This is a genomic window from Thalassovita litoralis (assembly GCF_900182725.1).
GTDB lineage: Bacteria > Pseudomonadota > Alphaproteobacteria > Rhodobacterales > Rhodobacteraceae > Thalassobius > Thalassobius litoralis.
On record NZ_FXTO01000001.1, the window covers coordinates 154,701 to 179,796 of the forward strand.

The following is a 25,096-nucleotide window of genomic DNA, read 5'->3' on the forward strand; positions in this document are numbered from 1 at the left end:
CTGCTTCGATCAATAGATCACAACGGACCGGATGGATTCCCCGGCGTGCATCAGATCGAACGCCTTGTTGATGTCTTCCAGCGGCATGGTGTGGGTGATCATGGGGTCGATCTCGATCTTGCCATCCATGTACCAGTCCACGAATTTCGGCACGTCGGTGCGCCCTTTGGCGCCACCGAATGCCGTACCTTTCCAGACCCGGCCAGTGACCAGTTGGAACGGACGGGTGGAAATTTCCGCACCCGCAGGGGCCACGCCGATCACCACCGACACGCCCCAGCCACGGTGCGAACATTCCAGCGCGTCGCGCATCACTTTTACGTTGCCGGTGGCATCGAACGAGTAATCCACCCCGCCGATCTGATCCGCGCCGCGTTTGGTCAGGTTCACGATTTCTTCGACCACGGTGCCGTCGATTTTGGACGGGTTCACGAAATGGGTCATGCCGAATTTGCGGGCCATTTCGGCCTTGTCGTCGTTCAGGTCCACACCGATGATCATATCGGCACCAGCCATGCGCAGGCCCTGAATGACGTTCAGGCCGATACCGCCCAGACCGAACACCGCAGCGGTTGATCCGATTTCCACGCCCGCCGTGTTGATCACCGCGCCGATCCCGGTGGTGACGCCACAGCCAATGTAGCAAATCTTGTCAAAGGGCGCGTCGTCCCGCACCTTTGCCAGCGCGATTTCGGGCATTACCGTGTGATTGGCAAAGGTCGAACAGCCCATGTAGTGATAGATCGGGGTGCCATCCAGCATTTTGAACCGGGTGGTGCCATCGGGCATCAAGCCCTGCCCTTGCGTGTTGCGGATCGCGGTACACAGGTTGGTTTTGCCCGACAGGCAAGATGGGCATTCACGGCATTCCGGGGTGTATAGCGGAATAACGTGATCGCCGGGTTTCAGCGTGGTCACGCCTTCGCCCACTTCGATCACGACGCCCGCGCCTTCGTGGCCCAGAATGCTGGGAAAAAGCCCCTCGGGGTCGGCACCCGACAGGGTGAATTCATCCGTGTGGCAAATGCCGGTGGCTTTGATTTCAATCAGAACTTCGCCCGCCTTGGGGCCTTCCAGTTCGACTTCCATGATTTGCAGCGGCTTGCCCGCTTCAACGGCGACGGCGGCTTTGGTGCGCATTCCTTATCCTTCCCCGGCTTCTGGCCCCGCATTCAACACAAGGCATTCAGCGCGTTCAATATACATGCAACATGACAGACAGAGCGGCCAAACCGCCGCCCCTTGGTTATTTGTCCATACGATACATTTCGTGGCAAGTACCACAGGTTTGTCCGAAAGACTTGGGCGCAGTTTGCCCCCTGTCAAAGGGCAGACATCTACAGAAACGACACGTTGCGCCACTCCTGCGGCCTATGGGGTGGAATTGCGTTGTTTTCACGATCCCGTGAACGCCCGCCGTTACAGCGCCCGCAATCCACCCAAGGCAAAATCCGTTGCCAAATCGGCATAGGCCGCGCGGTCCATATCCCGCCCCGGACGGTGCCACATATAGAACCAGTTCAGGACGGCAAAAACTGACATCGTGGCTGCCCGCAATCGCGCGCCATCCTGTGCCAGATCGGGCTGCACCAGCAAAACGGCATCCGACATGATCTGCACCAACCGTTTTTGCGTTTCGATCAACGGTTTTTGTCGATCCGCAGGCAAGACGCCCAACGCGTCGATCTGCAACTTATGTTCGGCATCGGCATCTTCGTATTGTGTCAGGATCGCCCGGATCAGTCCCCTGATACCCGCATTTCTGGACGTTTCGACCACATCCAGCAACGCACCCAGATGATCGTCCAGAATGTCGAACAGCAAATCCTCTTTCGAGGACCAGTAGTGATAGATCAGCGCCTTTGACACCCCACAGGATTTTGCCGCCCCTGTCATCGACGCCCGGTCAAACCCATGCGCAGCAAAATAGGTGGCGGCCCCTTTGCGCAGGGCCGCCCGTTTTTCATCGTGATCGCGTGCCAGTCCGCGGGCCATTACTTCTCCTTCGGGCGGTTATCCACGATCCGCACGGCCTTGCCTTCGGATCGGGCCACCTTGCCCGTCCCGGCGACATTCACCCTCACGCTGATGCCCACGTTGGATTTCACCTTGCCCGACAGATCACGGGCCGCCGCCTCTGTCATATCGACAGAAACACCCTCGGCCAACTCTACATGTACGGTCATAACGTCCATCCGGTCAGGCCGGGACAGTTCGATCTGGAAATGCGGCGCAAGGCTGGGGATTTCCATCAACTGTTCTTCAATCTGGGTCGGGAACACGTTCACCCCGCGCAGAATAATCATGTCATCGCTGCGGCCCGTGATCTTTTCCATCCGCCGCATACTGCGCGCCGTTCCCGGCAGCAGGCGGGTCAGGTCGCGGGTGCGATAGCGGATGATCGGGAACCCTTCCTTGGTCAAAGAGGTAAAGACCAGTTCGCCCAATTCGCCATCGGGCAGCACTTCGCCCGTCACCGGATCAATCACCTCTGGGTAAAAATGGTCTTCCCAGATGTGCAGGCCATCCTTGGTTTCCACGCATTCATTGGCCACGCCGGGGCCGATCACTTCGGACAGGCCGTAAATATCAACCGCGTGCATATCGAAAGCATCTTCGATTTCCTTGCGCATGGCGTTGGTCCAAGGCTCGGCCCCGAAAATCCCCACCTTCAACGGCGATTTGCGCGGGTCCAGCCCTTGTTTGGCGTATTCATCCAGAATGGACAGCGCATAGGACGGCGTCACGGTAATCCCATCCGCGCCGAAATCCTCGATCAGGCGTACCTGCCGTTGTGTCATGCCACCGGATACCGGCACCACCGTCAGGCCCAGCTTTTCCGCCCCGCCATGCACACCCAGACCGCCCGTGAACAACCCATAACCATAGGCATTGTGCAACACATCACCGGGTCGCAAACCGGACGCCCGCATACACCGCGCAACCACATCGGCCCACATATCCAGATCGTTTTTCGTATAGCCCACCACCGTCGGCTGCCCGGTCGTCCCCGAGGACGCATGAAGCCGTGCGATCCGTTCACGCGGCACAGCAAACAGGCCAAAGGGGTAATTATCCCGCAAATCCTGTTTGACCGTGAACGGGAATTTTGCCAGATCCGCCAGCGATGTCAGGTCATCCGGGTGAACACCTGCCTCGTCAAATTTCCGTTTGTAGAACGGCACATTGTCATAGGCATGTTTCAGCGACCATTTCATCCGCTGCAATTGCAGCGATGAAATCTCGTCGCGGCTGGCAATCTCGATCGGGTCCAGATCGCCGGGTCTGGGTGACAGGTCTTTCATTGGGTTCCTCCCGTTAATCCTTGCACAAAGGGACGCGGCTCAGGCGTCACCCTCGTCGAAATGCTGGCCCTTGATCTGGCGTGACAGGCCACGGAACAGCGCAACCTTGCGCCCGTCTTCGCCCAGAACCACCACGTCATAGACACCAGACCGCCCGGTCAGCGACATTTCCTCGGCCACGGCGGTCAGCAGCTCGCCCTTTTTGCCGGGGGCCAGAAAGGTGATGGTGTTTTCCTGCGCCACCACCAGATTGTTATGGCTGTTGCAGGCATAGGCGAACGCGGTGTCCGCCAGCGTAAAGATATACCCACCGTGGCACATGGCATGGCCATTCAGCATGTCATCACGCACCGGCATTGTCATTTCCGCCTGACCGGGGGCAATTCTGGTCAAAACCATGCCCGCCGCCTGTGCGGCCACATCCTTGGCCCACATCGTTGCGGCGCTGCGCTCTGCGCGTTCCTGTGGTGTCATTTGGCCCTTCCTCCCTGTCGCCTGCAAAAGCTTGCACAAAACCGACCACACGGTCAATAGTATTGAAACGGGAAATATTTTGCCCCATACTTCGCCCAACCTTTGGAGGAGAGCCAATGCTGAAACCTGAAAGCTTCGTTGCCGGTGCATGGATCGCGCCGGGCGCTACCGCGACCCCTGTGATTGGTCCCGTCACCGACACCGAAATCGCACTGGTCGGGGGCGCGGCGCTGGATACCGATGCCATGCTGGCCCATGCCCGCAAAGTCGGCGGCCCCGCCCTGCGCGCCATGACATTCCATGACCGTGCCAAGATCCTGAAGAAACTGGCGCTTTACATCGACAGCCGCAAGGAAGAGCTTTACGCCATCAACGGCCTGACTGGGGCCACCCGCCGCGATGGGGCCGTTGACATCGAAGGCGGCATTGGCACCATGTTCGTCTATGCCGCCAAGGGCCGCCGCGAAATGCCTGATGCGCAGGTCTATGTCGATGGTGACATTGAACAGCTGGGCCGGTCCGGTGCCTTCCTTGGGCAACATATTGCAACGCCACTACAGGGCGTGGCCGTACATATTAACGCCTTCAACTTCCCGGTCTGGGGCATGTTGGAAAAACTGGCCCCCACACTGCTGGCCGGAGTTCCCGCCATCGTCAAACCCGCCACCCAGACCTGTTACCTGACCGAGGCATGTTTCCGCATGATCGTCGACTCGGGCCTGCTGCCCGATGGCGCGGTGCAACTGATCATTGGCCGCACCGGCGATTTGCTGGATAAAATGGGGCCGCAGGATGTGGTCAGCTTCACCGGGTCCGCCGACACCGCGCAAATGCTGCGTACCACCCCGGCACTGATCCGCAATTCCACCCGGTTTCTGGCGGAACAAGACAGCCTAAACGCTGCCATCCTTGGTCCCGATGCCGACGCTGACAGCCCAGAATTCGCACTGTTTTTAAAAGAGGCCGTGGCCGAAATCACCACCAAAGCGGGGCAAAAATGCACGGCCATGCGCCGCCTGCTGGTCCCGGCCCATCTGGCCGATACTGTGGCCGCCGCCCTGTCTGACCGTCTGGGCCAGATCACGGTGGGCCACCCCGATGCCGATGGTGTCCGCATGGGGGCGCTGGCCTCTTTGGCGCAAAAATCCGACGTGCTGGCAAAGATCGCCCAAATCGGAACCGAGGCGAAAATGATCTGCGGCTCTCTGGACGGGTTTGCCCCGGTTGATGCGGATGCCGATGCGGCCTTTATCCCGCCCACCCTGTTCCAATGCGATGACCCGGACGCGGCACAGATCATCCACTCGGTCGAAGCCTTCGGCCCGGTTTCCACCATCCTGCCCTATCATGATGTGGCCCACGCCGCCGAACTGGCCAATCGCGGCGAAGGTTCGCTTGTCGCCTCGGTCTTTACCCATGACCCGGCTGTGGCCCGCGACATCACCCTGTCATCGGCGGCGTGGCATGGGCGTCTGTACATCAACAACCGCGATACAGGACGCGATGCCACCGGCCACGGTTCCCCCATGCCCCACATGATCCACGGCGGCCCCGGTCGCGCAGGTGGCGGCGAGGAACTGGGCGGTGTGCGCGGTGTCATGCACTACATGCAGCGCACCGCCATTCAGGGCACACCGGAAATCCTGTCCGCCATCACCGGCCAATGGATCAAGGGCGCGCCCATCAGCGAAAACCCGACCCACCCGTTCCAGCGCACCTTCACCGAAATCGCAATTGGCGAAACCATCCACACCGCCCCGCGCACCGTGTCGATGGAGGACATCGAACATTTCGCCCATTTCACCGGCGACACGTTCTATGCCCACATGGATGAAGAGGCCGCAAAGCGGAACCCCTTCTTCCCCGGTCGCGTGGCGCATGGCTACCTGCTGCTGTCCTTTGCCGCCGGGCTGTTCGTAGAACCGAACGAAGGCCCGGTTTTGGCCAACACCGGCCTGAATGGCCTGTCCTTCCAGAAACCCGTCAGCGCAGGTGACAGCATAAAGGTCATCCTGACCTGCAAACGCAAAACCAAACGCACCGACACCTATGGCGAAGTCGCGTGGAACGTCATTCTGACCAATCAGGACGATGAACAGGTTGCGGAATATGAGCTGCTGACGATGGTGGCCTATACCCGCTAAGGCTTCTTTCTGATCGCAAATACTCCTGCCGGAGGCATCCAAGCTTGCCTCTGGCACCCACTTCCCCACGGGCAAAAGCCCGTGTATCAACCGGGTTATGGACCCGTTACAGCCCCTTATCACCGCCCTTCATGACGAAGGCCGCCTGCGCGTCTGGTCGCTGGTTATCACCGTTTTCGGTGACAGCGTACAATATCGCGGCGGGCGGATCTCCAATGTCCGGCTTCAGGCGCTTCTGGGGCGGCTGGGCGTGGAACCCGGCACCATCCGCACCGCCCTGTCCCGGCTAGGCCGCGATGGCTGGCTGACCTCGGAACGCGAGGGGCGTAACAGCTTTTATCAACTGACCCCCGAAGGGCAGGCGCGGTTCACCGATGCCACCAGCCGCATTTATGCGCCACCCCGTCTGGCCCCTGTCGCCGAATGGACATTGGCATTCGGCCCCGGCCTGTCGGGTATTCCGATCGGTCCCGGCATGGTGCTGCGCCCCGCCGATCAGACCGACAAAACCAAACCCGATGCGGCTGTCACCGGCACCCTGTCCGCCTTATCGCCCCACCTGCGGGACACGTTACTGTCCCCGGCCCACCGCGCCGCGCTGACCGCGCTATTTCATGACATCGACGCGCTGAAACCCGCGCAACTGGACCCGCTGGACGCTGCCGCCGCCCGTACCCTGCTGATTCACCGCTGGCGGCGCATCGTGTTGCGCCACCCGGAACCGCCCACCGAATTGCTGCCCCCTGCCCTTGGCAAGCGCAACCCCCGCGCGCTGGTCGCCGCCACCTATGCCGCCCTGTCCCCCGCGACTGAGGCATGGCTGGACAGCCCCCTGAACGACATCGCACCGATGCCCAAAGCCCACGCACTTTTCGCCACGCGCTTTGCCCCAACCACACAGCACGCTTGATTTACACGGCGATTGGCGCAAATCTGACGGTATGAATATGCAAACCCCTACCCCCCTTTCCCGGCCGGGCGTGCCTGAACAGGTCGCTTTTGATCGCAAGGAACTGGGGGTAATCCTTGGGCTGTACGGGCGGATGGTGGCCGCCGGGGAATGGCGTGATTACGGCATATCTCATCTGCGCGATTACGCGGTGTTCGCCGTTTTCCGCCGCACCGCCGAAAACCCGCTTTACCGGATTGAAAAACACCCCAAGCTGCGCAACCGACAAGGCATGTATGCCGTGTTCGGCATAGACGGGCAGGTGTTGAAACGCGGCCATGACCTGCGCACCGTGCTGCGGGTGTTAGAGCGTAAACTGATCCGTCCGGTTGACTAACCGGGGCCAGAACGCCCCTTGCCAGTGTCAGCCCTTACCGCGCGTTTTCGTGTCACCCAGTCGGGCATTTTTTTCGATGAATTCGATGATTTTACCCGCAATGTCGATGCCCGTGGCTTTTTCCACCCCTTCCAACCCTGGCGAGGAGTTCACCTCCATCACCACAGGACCATGATTGGAGCGCAGCATATCCACGCCGCAGACATTCAGACCCAGCGTTTTAGCCGCGCGAACAGCGGTCGAGCGTTCCTCGGGGCTGATTTTCACCGGCTGAGCGGAACCGCCCCGGTGCAGGTTTGAACGGAACTCGCCCTCGGCCCCGTTGCGCTGCATGGCCGCGACGACCTTGCCGCCAATCACCAGCGCGCGAATATCGGTGCCGCCAGCTTCCTTGATGAATTCCTGCACCAGAATGTTCACGTCAGCCCCGCGAAACGCCTCGATCACGGATTTGGCAGAACGGTCGGTGTCGGCCAGAACCACGCCGATGCCTTGGGTGCCTTCCAGCAGCTTGATCACCACCGGCGCACCGCCTGCCATTTTCACCACTTGTTCCGTCTGTTTCGGATCATGGGCAAAGGTCGTCACCGGCAGCCCGATCCCGGCGCGGGCCAGCAATTGCATCGACCGCAGCTTATCTCGCGACCGCCCGATGGCGACGGATTCGTTCAGCGGATAGACTCCCATCATTTCAAACTGCCGCAGCACCGCCAGCCCGTAGAACGTGATGGATGCCCCAATCCGGGGGATGACCGCATCGTAATCCGGCAATTTCCGCGATTCATACCAGATTTCCGGCCTGCGTGATGCAATGTTCATCGTACACCGCAAGGTGTTGATCATATCCAGACTATGACCGCGCTCCTCGGCCGCCTGTTTCAGGCGTTGGTGCGAATACAGGCTGGGGCTACGGGTCAGCATCGCAAGTTTCATTCGGATGAACCTTTCAGAAAGGGCCGGAACAGGGCGTTTGCCATCATTCACACGGCGCGTATGTCAATCGGATGACCAGCCAAAAAGGACCGGCCTGCATCCACCAAAATCCCGTGCCGCCGGATTGCAGTACGGCCCAAAATCAACGGCAGGCTCATGTTGGACCGATCCGCCAGCGATACTTCGACCCGCCAGCGGCGGCGGCCCAGATGCAGGGTGGTTTCAATAATCAGCCGCTCTTCGGGGATGCCGGATGTGTTCTTGATGTCCCGTGCCTCGATCAGTGGCGCTTCGACATCACGGGCTTTCACGCCGGAACAGTGCGGAATGTGAAACCGCACCCACCGGCCCCCGTCCCGGTCGATATGCCGGATGCGTGTCGCATGTAAGGCAGAGGTCCGCGCGCCTGTGTCAATCTTGGCCTGCATCAACGGAATGCCCAGATCCGGCAGGGCCACGCGTTCCCGCCAGCCAATCACCAGAGGCGGACGTTTAACCGGCTGCTTTTGCATAGCGGTGATCCTTTGGACGACAAACAAGATGGGATAGGGCAGGCGATTCGCCCCATCAGGACGGATTGCGCCAGTCTTTAGCTGCCCGTAGCGCCGGAATGCGGACTTGTCTATCTGCAAAAGAAAACCCCCGCAGAAATCTGCGGGGGCAAAAGATATAGGTTTTCAAAACCAATCAGGCGGAATATTTCGCCGTGCGCAGATAGGGCAATTTCACGTCGATTTCGCCGAACTTTTCGCGGGCCTGATCGTCGTTCAGCGACAGGGCCACAATCACGTCTTGCCCTGCGGTCCAGTTGGCCGGGGTGGCGATGGGGGTGCCAAAGGTGGCTTGCAGACCGTCCAGCGCGCGCAGCACTTCGGCAAAGTTGCGGCCCACCGACATCGGATAGGTCATGATCAGTTGTACTTTTTTATCCGGCGAAATGATGAACACCGAACGAACCGAAGCCGAATCGGCAGCGGTGCGGCCATCGGGCAGATAAGCCTCGGCGGGCAGCATATCGAACGCTTTGGACACGGCCAGATCTTCGTCTGCGATGATCGGGAAACCAGCCGGAGCGCCCGAGAACCCTTCGATATCTGCTTTCCATTGTTTGTGTTCGTCCACACCGTCCACGGACAGGCCGATCACCTTGGTGTTGCGCTTTTCCCATTCAGCGGCCAGTTGCGCCACGGCACCGAATTCGGTGGTACAAACCGGGGTGAAATCCTTGGGGTGCGAAAACAGGATCGCCCAGCTATCGCCGATCCAGTCATGAAAGGTGATGGTCCCCTGGTCGGTTTCCGCAGTGAAATTCGGCACAATGTCGTTGATACGCAGTCCCATTCGCTTTTCCTCTGTAAAATGGTCAGGATTACATTCTGAAGTTTAGATACGTTCTAATCCTACTGATTACATCCTCTAATTGGCACAGATTTTACGAAAGTGACAGTGTGTCGCGGTGCCCTGCTTCACCGCACGCCACGGCAATTTGATCAAATTATTTACACGAACCAAGAGTAACCCTTGCAGCGGATTTAAACCCCTGACAAACTGCGCCGCAACGCTGCACCGATAAATTCCGCATAACGGAAACGATGCGCAGGACGGGAAACGCTTTTGGAGGTCTGACAATGATCGAGAAACGTCAATTCTATATCAACGGCGAATGGGTGAACCCCGTTGAGCCACGCGATCACGAAGTGATCGACCCTTCCACCGAAGACGCTTGCGCTATCATTTCGCTGGGCAGTCAGGCAGACGCGGACAAGGCCGTGGCCGCCGCCAAGGCCGCTTTCCCGGCATGGATGGCCACCCCGCCCGAAGACCGCATTGCGCTGGTTGAAAAGCTGCTGGAGGTCTACAAACGCCGCAGCGGTGAAATGGGTGCCGCGATTTCGCTGGAAATGGGTGCGCCCATCGACATGGCGAATACAGCGCAGGTTGGCGCTGGGATCTGGCACATCAGCAATTTCCTGAAAGCGGCGAAGGCATTCAAATTCATCCGCCCGCTGAATGACAAATCCCCCGAGGATCGGATCATCTATGAACCGATCGGCGTTTGCGCACTGATCACGCCTTGGAACTGGCCGATGAATCAGGTCACGCTGAAGGTGGTGGCCGCCGCCATCGCAGGCTGCACCATGGTTCTGAAACCGTCCGAAGAAAGCCCGCTGGACGCGCTTCTGTTCGCTGAAATGATGGACGAGGCCGGGTTCCCCAAAGGCGTCTTTAACCTTGTGAACGGTGATGGCGTGGGCGTTGGCAGCGCACTGTCAGGCCACAAAGATGTGGACATGGTCAGCTTCACCGGCTCGACCCGCGCGGGGATCGCGATTTCGCAAAACGCGGCGCTGACCCTGAAACGCGTGCATCTGGAACTGGGCGGCAAGGGTGCCAACATCATCTTCAACGATGCAGATGAAAAGGCCGTGAAACGCGGCGTGCTGCATATGATGAATAACACCGGCCAGTCCTGCAACGCACCCAGCCGGATGCTGGTGCAAAAAGGCATCTACGAACAGGCAGTCGAAACCGCCGCCGAAGTGGCCAGTGCCGTCACCGTTGGCCCCGCCAGCGAATCCGGCAAACACATCGGCCCGGTGGTGAACGAAGCCCAGTGGAACAAGATTCAAGGCCTGATCCAAAAGGGCATCGACGAAGGCGCGCGGCTGGTTGCTGGCGGTCTGGGTCGCCCAGACGGGTTGAACAAAGGCTTCTTTGTCCGCCCCACCGTGTTCGCCGATGTGAACAACGAAATGACCATCGCCCGCGAAGAAATCTTTGGGCCGGTCCTGTCGATCATCCCGTTTGAAACCGAAGAAGAAGCGGTGCAAATCGCCAATGACACGGTTTATGGTCTAACCAACTATGTTCAGACCACCGATGGCACGCGCGCTAATCGTCTGGCGCAACAACTGCGGTCGGGCATGGTGGAAATGAACGGCAAATCCCGCAGCGCAGGTGCGCCGTTCGGTGGCATGAAGCAATCCGGCAATGGCCGCGAAGGCGGCGTTTGGGGCATCGAAGACTTCCTGGAGGTCAAATCGGTCGCAGGCTGGGCCGCAGAATAAGCCCAATCCCATTGCAAGACAGGTTAATCCGGGGCTATCACGGCCCCGGATTTCTTTTTCTGGGGGCCGCGTGGCAACATACCGATCAATCCAGCGTTTCGTACCGGACACGGTGCTGAAACGTGATGTGTTTTCGGAAACCATCATGGGCCATCTGGCCGATGATCCCGAAACAAAGGTGGTGTTGCGCCGTCTGGATGGTGTGCCTGCGTGGGCGCGTCCACTGTCACAATGGCTGGCCCGCAAAGAAGCCCGTGGCCTGCAAGCTGTTCAGGGCATCGAAGGTGTCCCCGTATTGCTGGAGGCGGACAAGGGCGGCATCCTGCGCGTCTGGTCCGAAGGCACCCCGCTGCATCTGGCTAAGCCGTCCGATCCGGCATGGTTCCGCGATGCCCGCCGCCTGCTGCGCGACATGCGGCGCCGGGGCGTGTGCCACAATGACATCGCCAAACCGCAAAACTGGCTGATGACACCGGATGGACGGGCGGCCGTGATTGATTTCCAACTTGCGTCTGTCCACCGGCGCAAGGGCAAACTGTTCCGCATCGCCGCCCGCGAAGACCTGCGCCACATGCTGAAGCAAAAGCGCAGCTTTGCCCGCGACCTGCTGACTCCGGCGGAAAAAAACATACTGGCACGAAAATCCCTGCCCTCGCGGATTTGGATGGCCACCGGCAAAAAGCTGTATAATTTCGTCACCCGGCGTCTGATGAACTGGTCCGATGGTGAAGGCACCGAAAACCGCATCGCCGAGGACGGCCCTGCCATCCGCGACGCCCTGCTGGCACAGGGGGCGCGGGATGTGGCCTTTGCCGCCTATGCCCTGCCCGCCGGGGGCGTCGGGCTTTATGCCTTTGTCGAGACTGTTTCAGACCCTGACATTGCCGAAAATGGCCCGAAACCGAACCTTCTACAGGTCGTCGCCGCGCTGCCACGCGATGCAGACGGCATGGTGCGCACGGACCTTCTGGACCTGATTGCCACCAACCGGCTGGACGAGCTGGACCAATTGCGCGGTGATGATCCGGCGCTGGCGCAGGTGTTGCACCCTATCGTAGCCGGACGGCTGAACCTAACAGATCGGTCGATGAAATAGCCTAGAACGGGGTCTTGGCGCGGAACCTCATGCCTTCGCCGCTGTCGGGATGATTGATCCGCAACTCTTCGGAATGCAGCATCAGCCGGGGAAATTCCGCAGCGGCCCCGGTGGCATATAGCGGGTCGCCCAAAATCGGATGCCCCAGCGCCAGCATATGCACCCGCAACTGATGGCTGCGCCCGGTCCGGGGCATCAGTCGCACCCGCGTTTCGCTGTCGTCCCCCCGCAACACCCGCCAATCGGTAATCGCGGGTTTACCGTTTTCATGATCGACCATCTGGCGCGGACGGTTCGGCCAATCCACGATCAGCGGCAGGTCTACCGTGCCTGTTTTCGGCTCTAACCTGCCCCAAACCCGCGCGACATAGGTTTTCTTTGTACTGCGTTTCTCAAACTGCATGGACAGGTTGCGCTGCGCGTGGGGCGTCAGGGCAAACACCATCACCCCCGATGTGTCCCGGTCCAGCCGATGCACCAAAAGCACCTCGGGGAACACGGCCTGAATGCGCGACAGCAGGCAATCGGCCAGATGCTCCCCACGCCCCGGCACGGATAGCAATCCAGCCGGTTTATTCACAGCAATGATCTGGTGATCCTGATGCAGAATCTCCAGCGGGTCGGTCGGGGGGGTATAATCACTGCTCAGCGTCATGGCTGCTGATTACGCCCGCGCCCGGCGCTGCGCAACCCAGCGTCATGCTTGCCCAGTTCCCACCACTGGGACAGGCTGCGGGACAGGAGGATCACAAAATGCACCCCACAATCCAACGTATGACCGAAATCGTCGCTTCGGGCGAAGATGAAAAGATAGCTGAAATTCTGGCCCCGGACGTGAAATTCCTGCCGCCAACCTATTGGAAAACATGGACCGGACGCGATGCCGTGGCGGCGGTTTTGGGCCATGTCGGACAGGTGTTTTCCGATTTCCGCTATCGCCGCATCATCGGCGACGGCAACGATTGGGCGCTGGAATTTCAATGCAAGATCGGCGACCGCGATGCCGTGGGGGTGGATTTGATCACCTTGGGCGAAAACGGCCTGATCGACACGTTCGAAGTGGTGATGCGCCCGCATTCGTCCGTCGGCGCGCTACGCGAAGCGATGAACGCCCGCGTTGCCACCGATGCGCGGTTCCTGAAATTCCGCGAAGCACTAAGCTAAAGCTAATGCTGCGCCCCGATTATGGGACGCAGCCACCTGTTGCGCCTGTTCAATAGCCCAATGCGCAACCATCCTTGCGCGGGTCAGACGCGCCCTCTAGCACGCCATCCGCGTGAATGCGGATGGTTTGCGCACCGCCAATCGGACCGTCCGGGATCACGACATTGTGGCCCTTATCGGCCAATGCCTGCCGTACCGCATCGGAATACCCCCGTTCGACCCGCAATTCCCCTGCATCAGCAAAACAGCGCGGGGCGTCGATGGCTGTTTGCGGATCCATTCCGAAATCCACGATATTAGACACAAACCGCGCGTGACCATTGGGCTGATACGCCCCGCCCATCACACCGAACGGCATGGTGACGCGCCCATCCTGTTTCAGCAAACCGGGAATGATCGTGTGCATCGGGCGTTTTCCGCCCCTCATTTCATTGGCATGCCCCTGTTGCAGGCTGAACCCCGCCCCGCGATTCTGGAGCAGCAGGCCAAATTTGGACGTTGCAATGCCAGACCCAAAGCCGTGGAAGATAGAATAAATCAGCGACACCGCCATGCGATCCTTATCCACCACGGTGATATAGATCGTGTCCTTATGCACCGCCTCGGAAACAGGTGCCGCCGCAGCCATAGCGCGGTTCGGATCAATCAGCGCCGCAAGTTTTTGCGCAGTTTCCGGGGCCAGCATGTGATCCAGCCGCGTGGTATAATCGGCATCCGCAATGAAACGGTTTCGGGCATCATAAGCCAGCTTTGCCGCCTCTGCCTCGATATGGGCGCGTTCGGCCCCGAACGGGTCCATCGCGGCAATGTCGAACTGCGCCAGAATATTCAGCATCAGGATCGCAGTCGCGCCCTGACCGTTCGGCGGATGCTCGAACAGGTCCATATGCTTATAGGGGCCACTGACTGGCACGGTCGGACTACAGGCGGTGGCGGCAAAATCCTCCGCCGTGTGAACCCCGCCCAATGCCGTCAGGGCGTTCACCATATCCTCGGCGACTTCGCCTTCGTAAAAACCACTGCGCCCGTCCTTGGCAATCCGGCGCAGGACTTCGGCCTGACCGGGGGCGCGGAACATCTGCCCGACACGAGGCACAGCGCCATTGATCAGATAATGATGACGCCCCTGTTCATTCAGGCATTTCGCCGCTGTCGGCCAGTCAAACGCCACGCGCGGCGCAACCGGAACACCGTTTTCCGCATAGTGAATCGCTGGGGCCAAAAGCGCATCCAATCCCAGTTTTCCGTGCGTTTCAGACAGGTGGCAAAACGCATCGACGGCACCGGGGATCGTTACCGCATCGGGGCCTGTCAGTGGCACCGTTTGCAGCCCGCGCGCGCGCAGATCGGCAGCATCAGCCGCCGCCGGGGCGCGGCCCGACCCGTTCAGGGCCATCACCTCCTCGGACCCGGCAGGCGAATACAGCACGAAACAGTCGCCGCCGATGCCCGTCATCTGCGGTTCGCAGATCCCCAGCAGAACAGCCCCGGCAATTGCCGCATCCATCGCATTGCCGCCCTGTTTCAGTATATCCAAGGCCGCCTGTGCCGCCAGCGGGTGTGACGTGGCACAGACACCATTCGTTGCAAAAACCGCGGATCGCCCCGGTTGATGAAAATCGCGCATTGGAAATCTCCCCTCATTTCACGGCAAACCATGACCGGGGTATTTGCCAAAGTCCATGCCTGACAGGTCTTTGCCTGCCTTAGGGTTTATCATGTGCTGGGAAAATGGCCTCGGTGCCGCGCACTGGGTGGGGGCTGTAAAACACGCGGCACCGAGGGAAGCTCTTGCAGCTACATGTAATGGTATGGCGGCGATTTCGGGCGGGGATATGGGCGGAATGAGGCAATTCTGCGGCTTTTGCATTTTTCACCCGTTCCCCCCGCGCAGCACAGCAAAGCACAGGCAATTTGTCCCCCCAACCCGCTGATAGTGCAGATAACAGGTCATTTTCTGAATCAGCATCCAGCCAAACCCGCCTTCTGGCAGGTCATTCAACGGAACGTCTGTGTCCGGCCCGGTGCGTTGGGCAAAAACATGCGCCGGAACCGGCCCGCCCTGATCCAGAATGGTCATATCAATCTGATCTGACCCGACCCGGCACCGCAGTTCGATCCGCCCCGCCCCGGTATTGCAATAGGCATGTTCCACCACGTTATTCAGCGCCTCTGCCAATACGATTTCAGCCTGACCCGCATCACAATCCGACACGCCCGCCTGCTGCCAGAACTGGCGCACCCGGCTTAGCGCGCGGCGCACGGCTTGTTCGCTTGCATCGAATTGGAATTCTATCGCCTGTGGCGGTGTCATTACGCGGCCCGATCTGGCTATTGCTGTCTGCTCAGGCTCTGTCAGCATGAAGATCAATAACCCCGTCAACCGTATCATGAATGGTAAACACCATATCCATACGCGTCAGACGAAAAACCTTGGCGACATTGGGCATTAGTCCGGCCAGATGCAATTGCCGATCCTTCCCCAGTTGTTTCATGGCCGCGACGATCGCGCCCAATCCGCTGGAATCAATAAAAGATACAGCCCCAAGATCCAGCACAACCGGCCCGGCGCGGCCTTCGGTCAGATTGCGCATCCTGTCCTTAAAGGCGATGGCCACAGCGGCATCAATCCGGTTTTCATCAACCAGAACGATCTGATACCCGCCGCGGTCTGTACTGGACATCTGCATAGAAACTCCTTTCAATTCAGCCAACAGCCGCAAACTATGGGCAATTCGTTACCAATCGGTATGCACGCCCCGGATCAGGAGGAAACCGGATGAAATCAGTCGTTATCGCAGGCGCATCGCGCACCCCTATGGGGGGCTTTCAGGGCGTGTTTGACGGGGTCGAAGCCGCAACGCTGGGCGGTGCAGCAATCCGCGCGGCGCTGGCCGATGCCAAAACCACAACCGTGGACGAGGTCTTGATGGGCTGCGTCCTGCCCGCCGGTCAGGGGCAGGCGCCCGCACGACAGGCGCTATTTGCTGGCGGCTTAGGCGAGGACGTCCCGGCCACCACGTTGAACAAAATGTGCGGATCGGGGATGAAGGCCGCAATGGTGGCCTTTGATCAGATCGCATTGGGACATGCCGAAACGATGATCGCGGGCGGCATGGAAAGCATGACCAACGCCCCGTATTTGCTGCCCAAAATGCGCGGCGGCGCACGGGTCGGCCACCAGCAGGTGCAGGACCACATGTTCCTTGACGGGCTGGAGGACGCCTATGACAAGGGCCGCCTGATGGGCACCTTTGCCGAGGACTGCGCCGAAGCGTTCCAGTTCACCCGCGAAGCACAGGACCAATACGCGCTGGGATCGCTGTCCAACGCGCTGGAAGCCGAGCGCAGTGGGGCATTTGACGGGGAAATCTGCGCCGTAACCCTGCACGCCCGCACGGGCGAAGAAGTCATCACCCGCGACGAACAGCCCGCCAAGGCCCGCCCCGAAAAAATTCCGATGCTGAAGCCCGCTTTCCGCAAGGGCGGCACGGTGACGGCGGCCAATTCCTCGTCTATCTCGGACGGGGCGGCGGCGCTGGTTCTGGCCTCGCAGGATGCGGCAGAGGCCAAAGGATTGAACATCCGCGCCCGCATTCTGGGCCATGCCAGCCACGCACAGGCCCCGTCGCAATTCCCCACCGCCCCCGTCCCTGCCGCCCGCAAGCTGCTGGATCGTTTGGGCTGGTCGGTCAGTGACGTCGACCTGTGGGAAGTGAACGAGGCCTTTGCCGTGGTTCCGATGGCCTTTATGTCTGAAATGGGTATCCCCCGCGACATCATGAACGTGAATGGCGGGGCCTGTGCACTGGGGCATCCCATTGGCGCATCCGGCGCACGAATCATGGTTACGCTGTTGAACGCATTGGAAAAACGGGGGCTGAAACGCGGTATCGCTGCCATTTGCATCGGCGGCGGCGAAGGTACGGCCATCGCCATCGAACGGGTTTAATCCCATCCCCCCGATCTGAGACAGGATCGGGGGTTTTTATTTGCCTTCTCAGTATATCCTTGATTGCATCTCCATAGCCCAAAAGGGGGGGTATCATGTCAAAACTGGGTTTAATCTGGGGGCTGGTCCGTGTGTTTCTGCCCGAACCGCTGGTGCGGTGGATTTATGCCGGGCACCTGACGACCATCGCAGGACGCAGGATAGACCCCAAAGCGCAAGCCGCAACCGATCTGGTCAACCTTCTGCGTGATCCGAACCAACCGCCGAGTGTCGAACTCAGCCGTGCGCAAATTCAAACCCTTGCCGCAAAATTTGAACGGCCCTGCCCTGCATCCGTGCAAAAAACCGACATCACCCTACCCGGTGCAGCTGGCGACCGCCCCGCGCGCCTTTATGTTCCCGCCGGTCGCGATTCGAATGCCGCACAGCCCACATTGTTGTATCTGCATGGCGGCGGCTGGGTCCAAGGCGGGATAGACACCCATGACGGGTTATGCGGTGCATTATGCGAACAGGCAGGCATCCGGGTCATTTCATTTGATTACCGGCTGGCCCCGGAACACCCCTTTCCGGCTGCGCCGAACGATGTATTGGCCTGCTATCGCGGATTGCTGGCAGACGCGGCCAATCTGCATATCCGCCCCGATCAACTGGCCGTGGGTGGCGACAGCGCAGGCGGCAACCTAACCGCCTGTCTGATGCACGATCTGATCGAGGCAAAGCTGCCCCTGCCTGCCGCACAAGTGCTGATCTACCCCGGTGTGGACGGGCGGCTGACCTCGCAATCCATGCGGGATTTACGCGATCAACCCCTGCTGCCCGTCAGTCGGATTGATTGGTATCTGTCGCTGTATCTACCCACCGGGCAAGACCGCAACGATCCACGCGTTTCCCCGCTGCTGTCCCAAAATCTGGCAAGCCAGCCGCCTGCGCTGATCATCGGTGGCGGGCATGATCCGCTATGGGATGATGCCCTGTCCTATGCCCAAGCCCTGCAAGACGCCGGGGTACAAACCGACCTGCTGACCTATCCGGGGCAGGTTCATGCCTTCGTATCCCTGACCAAGGTCATCCCTCAAGGCCGCGACGCAATTCAGAAAACCGCGCGTTGGCTGAAAGCTGCATTGGGTTGACCACACCGGCATTCCCCTGTTTCCTGATCATAGGAGAGAGGAATAAACCATGCTGACCGGAAGCTGCGCTTGCGGGGCTGTGCATTTTGCCACACGCACCCCGCCCCGAAACCCGTCCGTGTGCCATTGCACCCAATGCCGCAAGATGTCGGGACATCAATGGGCTTCGGCGCAGGTGCCGGAACCAGAATTAACCATCACCGGCCCCGTCAGTTGGATCGCCCTGACACATCACGCCAAACGGGGCATTTGCGCGACCTGCGGCGCATTCCTGTTTTGGCAGGGCAATGGCGAAACCGAAATCAGCTTTGCCTTGGGTGCTGTCGATGGTCCGACCGGGCTACAGTTGGAAAAACACATTTTTACGGCGGACCAGGGCGATTACTACAGCATCGCGGACGGTCTGCCCCAGCACCCCTGACGGGACCATAACCGCCACCCCCGCAATCGCACGGTCTTTCACCATACCTTTCACCGGGTTAACAGGAACCGGATCAAAAGGAATCACCCACATGCCCACCCCGCAGCCCGAAAACACCGACAACCCGCGCGGGCTGGCTTTTGCCATCGCGGCCTATCTGATGTGGGGGTTTATGCCGCTTTACATGAAAGCCGTCGCCCATATCCCTGCCGCTGAAATCGTGGCCCATCGGGTGATCTGGGCGATACCTGTGGCTGGGGCGCTGTTGCTGTGGTTGCGGCGCACCCGCGATTTGGTCACGGCGTTGAAATCCCCCAAGACACTGGCAATGGGCTGCGTGACTGCCGCGCTGATTTCCGTCAACTGGGGCATTTATGTCTGGTCCATCGCCACCAACCGTGCGCTGGATGCGGCGCTGGGATATTATATCAACCCGCTGTTCAGTGTGTTGCTGGGGGCAATCCTGCTGCGGGAAAAGCTGGGGCGTGCGCAAATAGCTGCGGTGGTTCTGGCTGCGGGCGCGGTGCTTGTGCTGTGGTATGATGCTGGTTCCCTGCCGTGGCCTGCGATTGGTATGACCGTCAGTTGGGGCTTTTACGCTTTTTTCAAAAAATGGCTCCCCATCGGCCCGAACCAAGGTTTCCTGTTGGAGGTGCTGATCCTGCTGCCCCCGGCGTTGGGGTATCTGGCCTATCTTGCGACGACCGGACAGGGCCATTTCACCGACAGCCCCGGCAATACATGGCTGCTGATCGGGACAGGCGTTATCACCGCGGTGCCGTTGATCACCTATGCCAACGGGGCCAAACTGCTGCGTCTGTCAACGATTGGCATCCTGCAATATATCGCGCCAACGCTGATCTTTCTGGTGGCCGTTTTCGTATTCGACGAACCCTTCGGTCAGGCGCGCATGATCGCCTTCCCGATGATCTGGGCAGCACTTGTGATCTATTCCGTTGCCCTGTGGCGACAGCTACGGCGCCCTAAGCCCTGATCAGGCGGCCAAAATCGCAGGACATTCACCGCAGGAATGCGGATGAACGCGGCACGCTTTAGTTCAACTGAAATTGTAGCGGGTAATGCCCGTCTTCAAAGGGGCCGAACAGGTCTGGAATATCCGGGTGGCTGACGGGTTCCCCCGAATAATCGGCCACAAGGTTCTGTTCCGATACATAAGCCACGTAATAGCTTTGCTCGTTTTCCGCCAGCAGGTGATAAAATGGCTGCTCTCTGGATGGGCGGCTTTCTTCGGGGATGGAGTGATACCATTCCTCGGTATTATTGAAGCGCGGGTCAACGTCAAAGACCACCCCCCGAAAAGGATGCTTCTTGTGCCGGACAACCTGGCCCAGATGATATTTCGCACGCGTCTTCAGCATAATAGTTACAACCCCTTAACGGCAGAAATAGACGCAAACACCCCATCTTGTCCATGAAATCACCGGAAAACATGGGAAACAGTCTGTGAACCTTGGATTTACAGTGCATTTGGCAAAAATCCCGATCTTTCCGTCCGGCAGCCCCAAACTAAAGGAATTGTCATTTCCTCTGGCCGCAAATTTCGCTAAAATGGCACAAAACAAAGAAAGCGAGAGGCAGATGAGCAGAACTCTTCGCGCATTGATCATGTTTGTGCTGCTGGCATCCTGTGGTGGCGGCGATTTCAGTGCGCCCCGAAATCTGGACAACGCATGCTCCATCCTGAGCCAACGACCGAAATACGGCAAAGCCTTCCGTGCCACTGAACGCCGTTGGGGGGTTCCGGTACATGTGCAGATGGCCACGATTTATCAGGAAAGCAAGTTCATCGGAAACGCCCGCACACCATATCGGTTTGTGCTGGGGGTCATCCCGATGGGGCGGCAAAGTTCGGCCTATGGTTACGCACAAGCGATTGATGGCACTTGGGAAGATTACCAACGCGCAACCGGAAGCTGGGGCGCCCGCCGCGACCGTATTCGCGATGCGACAGATTTCATGGGTTGGTATATGAATCAGACCCGTGACAAGACCGGGGTCGAACTCAGCAACGCGCAGCATCAATATCTGGCGTATCACGAAGGGCATACAGGCTATTTGCGGAAAAACTATACCCGCAAAAGCTGGCTGATGCGTATTTCTGCCGAGGTGGACGCCCGCGCCGATATGTATGAACGCCAACTTGCCACATGTCCCCGTCGGCTGCGCTAAAAAGCCCGGCAATCATCTGATTGAATATCGGCGCTGCAACTTCAGCAGCGCCGATTACTTACTTTCCGCCCGGCTGCAAGCGTTCCGAAGTAGCGCGAATATCGAACAGTGAATCGCTCAGCTTTGTCTCGAACTGCATTTGCCCCAGAATCACAGTCGTGGCGCTGCCGGACTGATCGTTGATCACCCATTGCCGCAACTGCACGGGGTTATCAGTGAACACCAGTTGGATATTGCCGTACTCCGGGCTGTCCGGGTCCATCGCAGTCACCGTGGTGGCGGTGCCATCATACACCTTGCCTGCCACCATTTTCGATCCAGCCAGATCCACATCCCGGCGCAGCACGATATTCAGCGGCGTTTGTTTCAACGGATAAGTTTCAGGCCCGGTGTTGCTTTTGGGGTCAAAGATCGCAACCGCCCCCTGCCCCGCCATAACCAACGCCGGATTGGGTGGCCCATATTCAAACCGCGCCCGCCCCGGTCGTTTCAACCAGATTTTCCCGGTCGACATCGAACCATCGTCGTTGATCTGGGTGAAATCGCCCTGCGCCGTGGCAAAGCTGTTCAGATAATCGGAAATCTGGCGCAGGCTGAGTTCCTCAGCCGCGACCGGAACCGCCAGCGCCATGCAAACGGGCGCAAGGATAAAGCGAAGCATTTTCATAGCCCATAAATAACCCTGCAAGGGGCGGGTTACACCTGAATTCCGCCTCACATCTGCGCGAGGGGCGAACTGGTTCCCGTTATTGTTCGGGAACCAGAATTTCGCGTTTGCCGACATGGTTAGCCGGGGACACAATCCCCTGTTCTTCCATCTGCTCGACCAGCCTTGCGGCCTTGTTATAGCCAATGGCCAATTTCCGCTGGATGTAAGAGGTCGAGCATTTACGATCCTTGATCACAATCGCCACCGCCGTATCGTACAGCGCGTCCTCGCCATCCGTGTTGCCGCCAGTATTCAGGCCCAGCACCGCGTCGATGTTGTCGGCTTTATCCTCATCGGGGCCTTCGACCACACCGCCCACATATTCGGGCGGGCCAAAAGATTTCAGATGGGTCACGATTTCCTCGACTTCCTCATCTGAAACAAAGGGGCCATGACAGCGGGTAATCCGGGCGCCGCCAGCCATATACAGCATATCGCCCATACCCAGCAGTTGTTCGGCACCCATTTCACCCAGAATGGTGCGGCTGTCGATTTTCGATGTCACCTGAAACGAAATCCGGGTGGGGAAGTTCGCCTTGATCGTGCCGGTGATCACGTCAACCGAAGGCCGCTGCGTGGCCATGATCAGGTGAATCCCCGACGCCCGCGCCATCTGCGCAAGGCGCTGAATGCAGGCTTCGATCTCTTTACCCGCGACCATCATCAGGTCGGCCATTTCGTCGACGATAACCACGATATAGGGCATCTTCACCGGGGTGATTTCCTCGGTCTCGAAAATGGGATCGCCGGTTTCATCGTCAAACCCGGTCTGCACCGTCCGGCTAAAGGTTTCGCCCTTGGACAGGGCATCCTCGACCCGGCTGTTATAGCCATCAATGTTGCGGACGCCCATTTTGGACATCTTGCGATAGCGATCTTCCATTTCGCCCACGACCCATTTCAGGGCCACAACCGCCTTTTTGGGATCGGTCACAACAGGCGACAGAAGATGGGGAATGCCATCATATACGGACAATTCCAGCATCTTCGGGTCGATCATGATCAGGCGGCATTCATCCGGGGTCAGCCGGTACAAAAGCGACAGAATCATCGTGTTGATTGCCACGGATTTCCCCGAACCCGTGGTCCCCGCAATCAGAAGGTGGGGCATCTTTGCAAGGTTCGCCACAATGGGTTCGCCGCCAATATCCTTGCCCAAGGCCAGCGGCAGTTTCATGTTGGCATCGCCAAAGGACCGCGCGGCCAAGATTTCGCGCAGCACCACCTTTTCGCGGTTTTCGTTCGGCAATTCGATCCCGATCACGCTGCGGCCCGGCACGGTGGACACACGGGCAGACAGTGCAGACATGGACCGTGCGATGTCATCGGCCAGACCGATCACACGGCTGGCCTTCAGGCCCGGTGCCGGTTCCAGTTCGTACATAGTGACAACGGGACCAGGGCGGACGCTGACGATTTCACCCTTCACGCCATAATCATCCAGCACGTTTTCCAGCATCCGGGCGTTTTCTTCCAATGCCTCATCACTCAGATGATGGCGTTGGATATTGGCCGGGTTCGCCAACAGATTAAGCGGCGGTAATTCATAAACGTGCGCGCTCTCCTCGAACGCCAGCGACGGCTGGGCCTCGGTCCGGGCGCGGGTCGAAGGCTGGATCGGTTTCCGGTTCAGTGGCTGCACAACCACCTTGCGCGGGGCCTGTACCGGAATGGCGGGCTGCATCTGCGGCTTTGGCGCGGGGGCCGGGGTGGCGACCTGTGCAACCGGCTTCGGGGCGGCATAGGTTTCAGACGGCACCGCATCATAGGACATATCAAAAATATTCTCGTCCTGATCCTCTGCCAGCGTGTCTGTCAGACTGTTGGGATCATTCCAGAAATCCGGGTTCACATCCGCATAATCCTGCGTGAACTCAGTCTCGAAATGCGCTTCGGGCGCTTCATATGCTGCGGGTTGCGCATATTGTTCCGGCTCTGGCATCGGATCGAAATGGTTCACAGACGCAACGCGCCCGATTTCCACAGGATCAGACGCGGGGCGGATTGCCGTAATCGGCGGCTCAGCCGGAAGGGTCGCACGCGATGCCGTCAGCGGCGGCTCGGGTGGCAAACCTTTTTGCGGCTGCGGCGCGGCAGGGCGGTGTGACGGATCGAACACCAGCGCAGCAGGGCCACGACCACGGCCCTTGGTCAGCGGGGCGGCCACTTCGGGCGCGGCGACGGTACGGTTGCGGATCACATCGGCAATCTTGGCCTTGATACGATCCCCGCCGGGCGCATCATTACAATCCTCCGCCAGTTCAGGCTCTATCAATTCCGGCTCTGGCATTGGATCAGGGCGGCGGATCAAACCCGGCACCCGTTTCAGAAGACCGGGTTTCGGCGCAGGTTCGGCAACAGGGGCGACTGCGGGCGCCGGAACAGGATCTTGCGTCCAATCGTCTTCGGCAAAGACGTTGGCTTCATAGGGCTCCACCCATTCTTCTTGCACGTCCGGCGCATAGTTTTCATAGCTGGCCGCCGTGGCCTGACGCTCTAACCGCGCAGCGCGGCGTTCCCGCTGACGCGCCTGCATCCCCTGAGCCGCCGTAACGGCCCCCGAAGCGCCTCGCCCCAGCAACGTCAGCGACAGCGCATAAACCATCACCACGCCCACCACCATGAAACGGAACAGACGACGCAATTCGTTCATCGAAAAGCCCAGAACATAGGTTCCCATCGCCAGCAGTCCCAACGCAAAAAGCAGCGTCATCAGCTTGATCCCGAAGGCCATGCTGACCGGCAAAATACCCAGCAACACGCCCAAAACAGTATCGCCAAAATGCCCGCCAAGCCCGAATCCCTGCCCCCAATCCGGCCCCGGCACCAAGGTTGAAGCATAGACAGAAATCACAGCCATCCAGATCGGGGTCAGCAGCGCACGGGACAGCGCACGATCTTCGCCCTGATGGAACCCAAAACGGAATCCCCAGACCAGCAGCGAAATCGCCAGCCCCCACGATCCCATCCCCAGAATCATAAACAAAGGCGCTGCAAACGAGGCACCCAAACGCCCAAGCGCATTCTGCACCGGCGCATCGGTGGCCAGCATGAACGACGGATCGTCGGCGCTATATGATGCCATCATCGCCACGGCCGCCAGCCCCACAACAGCCAGCGCGATACCGATCAGTTCCTTGCCGCGTTTTTCGATCGCTGCCTGCATGTCACTGTCGAACAGCGGGTCCCGTCCCCTTGTCTGAAATGCCATTCCTGCCTCG

General features: G+C 59.3%; 25 protein-coding genes. 11 read left to right on the forward strand and 14 right to left on the reverse strand.

Translation table 11 applies throughout. The annotated features are described in order from the left end of the window. Positions 1–9: 9 nt before the first annotated feature. The 4 genes from FN828_RS00740 to paaI form a co-directional block, all read right to left on the reverse strand. Complete coding sequence (locus FN828_RS00740; RefSeq protein ID WP_142491466.1) at positions 10–1,140, reverse strand: S-(hydroxymethyl)glutathione dehydrogenase/class III alcohol dehydrogenase; 1,131 nt, start codon at positions 1,138–1,140, stop codon at positions 10–12. Between the two features lie 279 nt (positions 1,141–1,419). Next, on the reverse strand, positions 1,420–1,995 hold the full coding sequence (locus FN828_RS00745) for a TetR/AcrR family transcriptional regulator (protein WP_142491467.1): 576 nt from the start codon (positions 1,993–1,995) through the stop codon (positions 1,420–1,422). Next, positions 1,995–3,305 (reverse strand): phenylacetate--CoA ligase PaaK, encoded by a 1,311-nt coding sequence (paaK, locus tag FN828_RS00750; protein ID WP_142491468.1) that lies wholly within the window; start codon positions 3,303–3,305, stop codon positions 1,995–1,997. The genes FN828_RS00745 and paaK overlap by 1 nt, the downstream gene beginning before the upstream one ends. 39 nt (positions 3,306–3,344) lie before the next feature. Further along, entirely contained in the window at positions 3,345–3,779 is a 435-nt protein-coding gene (gene paaI / locus FN828_RS00755; protein WP_142491469.1) for a hydroxyphenylacetyl-CoA thioesterase PaaI, read from the reverse strand. A 116-nt stretch (positions 3,780–3,895) separates the two neighbouring features. On the opposite strand from paaI, the gene paaZ reads away from it, so the two are divergent. From paaZ to FN828_RS00770, 3 genes are all read left to right on the forward strand, one after another. Then, positions 3,896–5,923, forward strand: coding sequence for a phenylacetic acid degradation bifunctional protein PaaZ (gene paaZ / locus FN828_RS00760; protein ID WP_142491470.1), 2,028 nt, complete (start codon positions 3,896–3,898; stop codon positions 5,921–5,923). Positions 5,924–6,020: 97 nt separating this feature from the next. Beyond that, the gene (locus FN828_RS00765) at positions 6,021–6,833 is read left to right on the forward strand and encodes a PaaX family transcriptional regulator C-terminal domain-containing protein (protein ID WP_142491471.1); all 813 of its coding nucleotides are present in this window, start codon (positions 6,021–6,023) and stop codon (positions 6,831–6,833) included. Positions 6,834–6,864: 31 nt separating this feature from the next. After that, positions 6,865–7,209, forward strand: coding sequence for a DUF2794 domain-containing protein (locus FN828_RS00770; RefSeq protein ID WP_142491472.1), 345 nt, complete (start codon positions 6,865–6,867; stop codon positions 7,207–7,209). A gap of 27 nt (positions 7,210–7,236) precedes the next feature. Here the strand turns inward: FN828_RS00770 and rimK are convergent, their stop codons facing one another. From rimK to FN828_RS00785, 3 genes are all read right to left on the reverse strand, one after another. After that, a complete protein-coding gene (gene rimK, locus FN828_RS00775; RefSeq protein ID WP_142491473.1) occupies positions 7,237–8,142 on the reverse strand; it encodes a 30S ribosomal protein S6--L-glutamate ligase in 906 nt (301 codons plus the stop codon). Positions 8,143–8,189: 47 nt separating this feature from the next. Next, a complete protein-coding gene (locus tag FN828_RS00780) occupies positions 8,190–8,654 on the reverse strand; it encodes an ATP-dependent zinc protease family protein (RefSeq protein ID WP_142491474.1) in 465 nt (154 codons plus the stop codon). A gap of 175 nt (positions 8,655–8,829) precedes the next feature. Beyond that, the gene (locus FN828_RS00785) at positions 8,830–9,483 is read right to left on the reverse strand and encodes a peroxiredoxin (protein WP_142491475.1); all 654 of its coding nucleotides are present in this window, start codon (positions 9,481–9,483) and stop codon (positions 8,830–8,832) included. A 287-nt stretch (positions 9,484–9,770) separates the two neighbouring features. Here FN828_RS00785 and FN828_RS00790 point away from each other — a divergent pair, with 287 nt between their 5' ends. Continuing rightward, positions 9,771–11,210 (forward strand): aldehyde dehydrogenase family protein, encoded by a 1,440-nt coding sequence (locus FN828_RS00790; RefSeq protein ID WP_142491476.1) that lies wholly within the window; start codon positions 9,771–9,773, stop codon positions 11,208–11,210. A 70-nt stretch (positions 11,211–11,280) separates the two neighbouring features. Beyond that, positions 11,281–12,306 carry a phosphotransferase gene (locus FN828_RS00795; protein WP_142491477.1) on the forward strand — a complete coding sequence of 342 codons (1,026 nt, stop codon included), beginning with the start codon at positions 11,281–11,283 and terminating at the stop codon, positions 12,304–12,306. A 1-nt stretch (position 12,307) separates the two neighbouring features. Here FN828_RS00795 and FN828_RS00800 read toward each other — a convergent pair whose 3' ends face one another. Then, entirely contained in the window at positions 12,308–12,961 is a 654-nt protein-coding gene (locus tag FN828_RS00800; protein ID WP_142491478.1) for an RluA family pseudouridine synthase, read from the reverse strand. Between the two features lie 98 nt (positions 12,962–13,059). On the opposite strand from FN828_RS00800, the gene FN828_RS00805 reads away from it, so the two are divergent. Continuing rightward, positions 13,060–13,470 (forward strand): nuclear transport factor 2 family protein, encoded by a 411-nt coding sequence (locus FN828_RS00805; RefSeq protein WP_142491479.1) that lies wholly within the window; start codon positions 13,060–13,062, stop codon positions 13,468–13,470. Between the two features lie 49 nt (positions 13,471–13,519). Here the strand turns inward: FN828_RS00805 and FN828_RS00810 are convergent, their stop codons facing one another. The 3 genes from FN828_RS00810 to FN828_RS00820 all read right to left on the reverse strand — a co-directional run bounded on the left by FN828_RS00810 (position 13,520) and on the right by FN828_RS00820 (position 16,160). Continuing rightward, positions 13,520–15,097, reverse strand: coding sequence for a gamma-glutamyltransferase family protein (locus tag FN828_RS00810; RefSeq protein ID WP_142491480.1), 1,578 nt, complete (start codon positions 15,095–15,097; stop codon positions 13,520–13,522). A gap of 246 nt (positions 15,098–15,343) precedes the next feature. After that, the gene (locus tag FN828_RS00815) at positions 15,344–15,784 is read right to left on the reverse strand and encodes an ATP-binding protein (RefSeq protein ID WP_185958894.1); all 441 of its coding nucleotides are present in this window, start codon (positions 15,782–15,784) and stop codon (positions 15,344–15,346) included. Positions 15,785–15,815: 31 nt separating this feature from the next. After that, complete coding sequence (locus FN828_RS00820; RefSeq protein ID WP_142491482.1) at positions 15,816–16,160, reverse strand: STAS domain-containing protein; 345 nt, start codon at positions 16,158–16,160, stop codon at positions 15,816–15,818. 89 nt (positions 16,161–16,249) lie between these two features. Between FN828_RS00820 and FN828_RS00825 the strand changes: the two genes are divergently transcribed. The 4 genes from FN828_RS00825 (at position 16,250) to rarD (ending at position 19,970) form a co-directional block, all read left to right on the forward strand. Then, the gene (locus FN828_RS00825) at positions 16,250–17,422 is read left to right on the forward strand and encodes a thiolase family protein (RefSeq protein ID WP_142491483.1); all 1,173 of its coding nucleotides are present in this window, start codon (positions 16,250–16,252) and stop codon (positions 17,420–17,422) included. Positions 17,423–17,517: 95 nt separating this feature from the next. After that, the gene (locus tag FN828_RS00830; protein ID WP_142491484.1) at positions 17,518–18,555 is read left to right on the forward strand and encodes an alpha/beta hydrolase; all 1,038 of its coding nucleotides are present in this window, start codon (positions 17,518–17,520) and stop codon (positions 18,553–18,555) included. A gap of 49 nt (positions 18,556–18,604) precedes the next feature. Next, complete coding sequence (locus FN828_RS00835; protein WP_142491485.1) at positions 18,605–18,976, forward strand: GFA family protein; 372 nt, start codon at positions 18,605–18,607, stop codon at positions 18,974–18,976. A gap of 91 nt (positions 18,977–19,067) precedes the next feature. Beyond that, positions 19,068–19,970: an EamA family transporter RarD gene (gene rarD, locus FN828_RS00840; protein ID WP_142491486.1), complete on the forward strand. Its 903-nt coding sequence runs from the start codon at positions 19,068–19,070 to the stop codon at positions 19,968–19,970. Between the two features lie 58 nt (positions 19,971–20,028). Here rarD and hspQ read toward each other — a convergent pair whose 3' ends face one another. Next, entirely contained in the window at positions 20,029–20,355 is a 327-nt protein-coding gene (gene hspQ, locus FN828_RS00845; RefSeq protein WP_142491487.1) for a heat shock protein HspQ, read from the reverse strand. Between the two features lie 220 nt (positions 20,356–20,575). On the opposite strand from hspQ, the gene FN828_RS00850 reads away from it, so the two are divergent. Then, positions 20,576–21,166, forward strand: a complete 591-nt coding sequence (locus tag FN828_RS00850) for a transglycosylase SLT domain-containing protein (RefSeq protein ID WP_142491488.1) — start codon at positions 20,576–20,578, stop codon at positions 21,164–21,166. A 58-nt stretch (positions 21,167–21,224) separates the two neighbouring features. Here FN828_RS00850 and FN828_RS00855 read toward each other — a convergent pair whose 3' ends face one another. Both FN828_RS00855 and FN828_RS00860 read right to left on the reverse strand, forming a co-directional pair. Beyond that, complete coding sequence (locus tag FN828_RS00855) at positions 21,225–21,827, reverse strand: LolA family protein (RefSeq protein ID WP_328592195.1); 603 nt, start codon at positions 21,825–21,827, stop codon at positions 21,225–21,227. 85 nt (positions 21,828–21,912) lie between these two features. Continuing rightward, a complete protein-coding gene (locus FN828_RS00860) occupies positions 21,913–25,086 on the reverse strand; it encodes a DNA translocase FtsK (protein WP_142491490.1) in 3,174 nt (1,057 codons plus the stop codon). Between the last annotated feature and the right edge of the window lie 10 nt (positions 25,087–25,096).

What these genes read in the sequence shown, in the direction of transcription:
- FN828_RS00825 (WP_142491483.1), top strand. Translation starts at nt 16,250, where the DNA reads ATGAAATCAGTCGTTATCGCAGGCGCATCGCGCACCCCTATGGGGGGC.
- FN828_RS00810 (WP_142491480.1), bottom strand. Translation starts at nt 15,097, where the DNA reads ATGCGCGATTTTCATCAACCGGGGCGATCCGCGGTTTTTGCAACGAAT.
- rimK (WP_142491473.1), bottom strand. Translation starts at nt 8,142, where the DNA reads ATGAAACTTGCGATGCTGACCCGTAGCCCCAGCCTGTATTCGCACCAA.
- FN828_RS00800 (WP_142491478.1), bottom strand. Translation starts at nt 12,961, where the DNA reads ATGACGCTGAGCAGTGATTATACCCCCCCGACCGACCCGCTGGAGATT.
- FN828_RS00830 (WP_142491484.1), top strand. Translation starts at nt 17,518, where the DNA reads ATGTCAAAACTGGGTTTAATCTGGGGGCTGGTCCGTGTGTTTCTGCCC.
- paaZ (WP_142491470.1), top strand. Translation starts at nt 3,896, where the DNA reads ATGCTGAAACCTGAAAGCTTCGTTGCCGGTGCATGGATCGCGCCGGGC.
- FN828_RS00770 (WP_142491472.1), top strand. Translation starts at nt 6,865, where the DNA reads ATGAATATGCAAACCCCTACCCCCCTTTCCCGGCCGGGCGTGCCTGAA.
- paaK (WP_142491468.1), bottom strand. Translation starts at nt 3,305, where the DNA reads ATGAAAGACCTGTCACCCAGACCCGGCGATCTGGACCCGATCGAGATT.
- FN828_RS00790 (WP_142491476.1), top strand. Translation starts at nt 9,771, where the DNA reads ATGATCGAGAAACGTCAATTCTATATCAACGGCGAATGGGTGAACCCC.
- FN828_RS00860 (WP_142491490.1), bottom strand. Translation starts at nt 25,086, where the DNA reads ATGGCATTTCAGACAAGGGGACGGGACCCGCTGTTCGACAGTGACATG.
- paaI (WP_142491469.1), bottom strand. Translation starts at nt 3,779, where the DNA reads ATGACACCACAGGAACGCGCAGAGCGCAGCGCCGCAACGATGTGGGCC.
- FN828_RS00740 (WP_142491466.1), bottom strand. Translation starts at nt 1,140, where the DNA reads ATGCGCACCAAAGCCGCCGTCGCCGTTGAAGCGGGCAAGCCGCTGCAA.
- FN828_RS00855 (WP_328592195.1), bottom strand. Translation starts at nt 21,827, where the DNA reads ATGCTTCGCTTTATCCTTGCGCCCGTTTGCATGGCGCTGGCGGTTCCG.
- FN828_RS00785 (WP_142491475.1), bottom strand. Translation starts at nt 9,483, where the DNA reads ATGGGACTGCGTATCAACGACATTGTGCCGAATTTCACTGCGGAAACC.
- hspQ (WP_142491487.1), bottom strand. Translation starts at nt 20,355, where the DNA reads ATGCTGAAGACGCGTGCGAAATATCATCTGGGCCAGGTTGTCCGGCAC.
- FN828_RS00850 (WP_142491488.1), top strand. Translation starts at nt 20,576, where the DNA reads ATGAGCAGAACTCTTCGCGCATTGATCATGTTTGTGCTGCTGGCATCC.
- FN828_RS00820 (WP_142491482.1), bottom strand. Translation starts at nt 16,160, where the DNA reads ATGCAGATGTCCAGTACAGACCGCGGCGGGTATCAGATCGTTCTGGTT.
- FN828_RS00815 (WP_185958894.1), bottom strand. Translation starts at nt 15,784, where the DNA reads ATGACACCGCCACAGGCGATAGAATTCCAATTCGATGCAAGCGAACAA.
- FN828_RS00780 (WP_142491474.1), bottom strand. Translation starts at nt 8,654, where the DNA reads ATGCAAAAGCAGCCGGTTAAACGTCCGCCTCTGGTGATTGGCTGGCGG.
- FN828_RS00765 (WP_142491471.1), top strand. Translation starts at nt 6,021, where the DNA reads ATGGACCCGTTACAGCCCCTTATCACCGCCCTTCATGACGAAGGCCGC.
- rarD (WP_142491486.1), top strand. Translation starts at nt 19,068, where the DNA reads ATGCCCACCCCGCAGCCCGAAAACACCGACAACCCGCGCGGGCTGGCT.
- FN828_RS00745 (WP_142491467.1), bottom strand. Translation starts at nt 1,995, where the DNA reads ATGGCCCGCGGACTGGCACGCGATCACGATGAAAAACGGGCGGCCCTG.
- FN828_RS00805 (WP_142491479.1), top strand. Translation starts at nt 13,060, where the DNA reads ATGCACCCCACAATCCAACGTATGACCGAAATCGTCGCTTCGGGCGAA.
- FN828_RS00835 (WP_142491485.1), top strand. Translation starts at nt 18,605, where the DNA reads ATGCTGACCGGAAGCTGCGCTTGCGGGGCTGTGCATTTTGCCACACGC.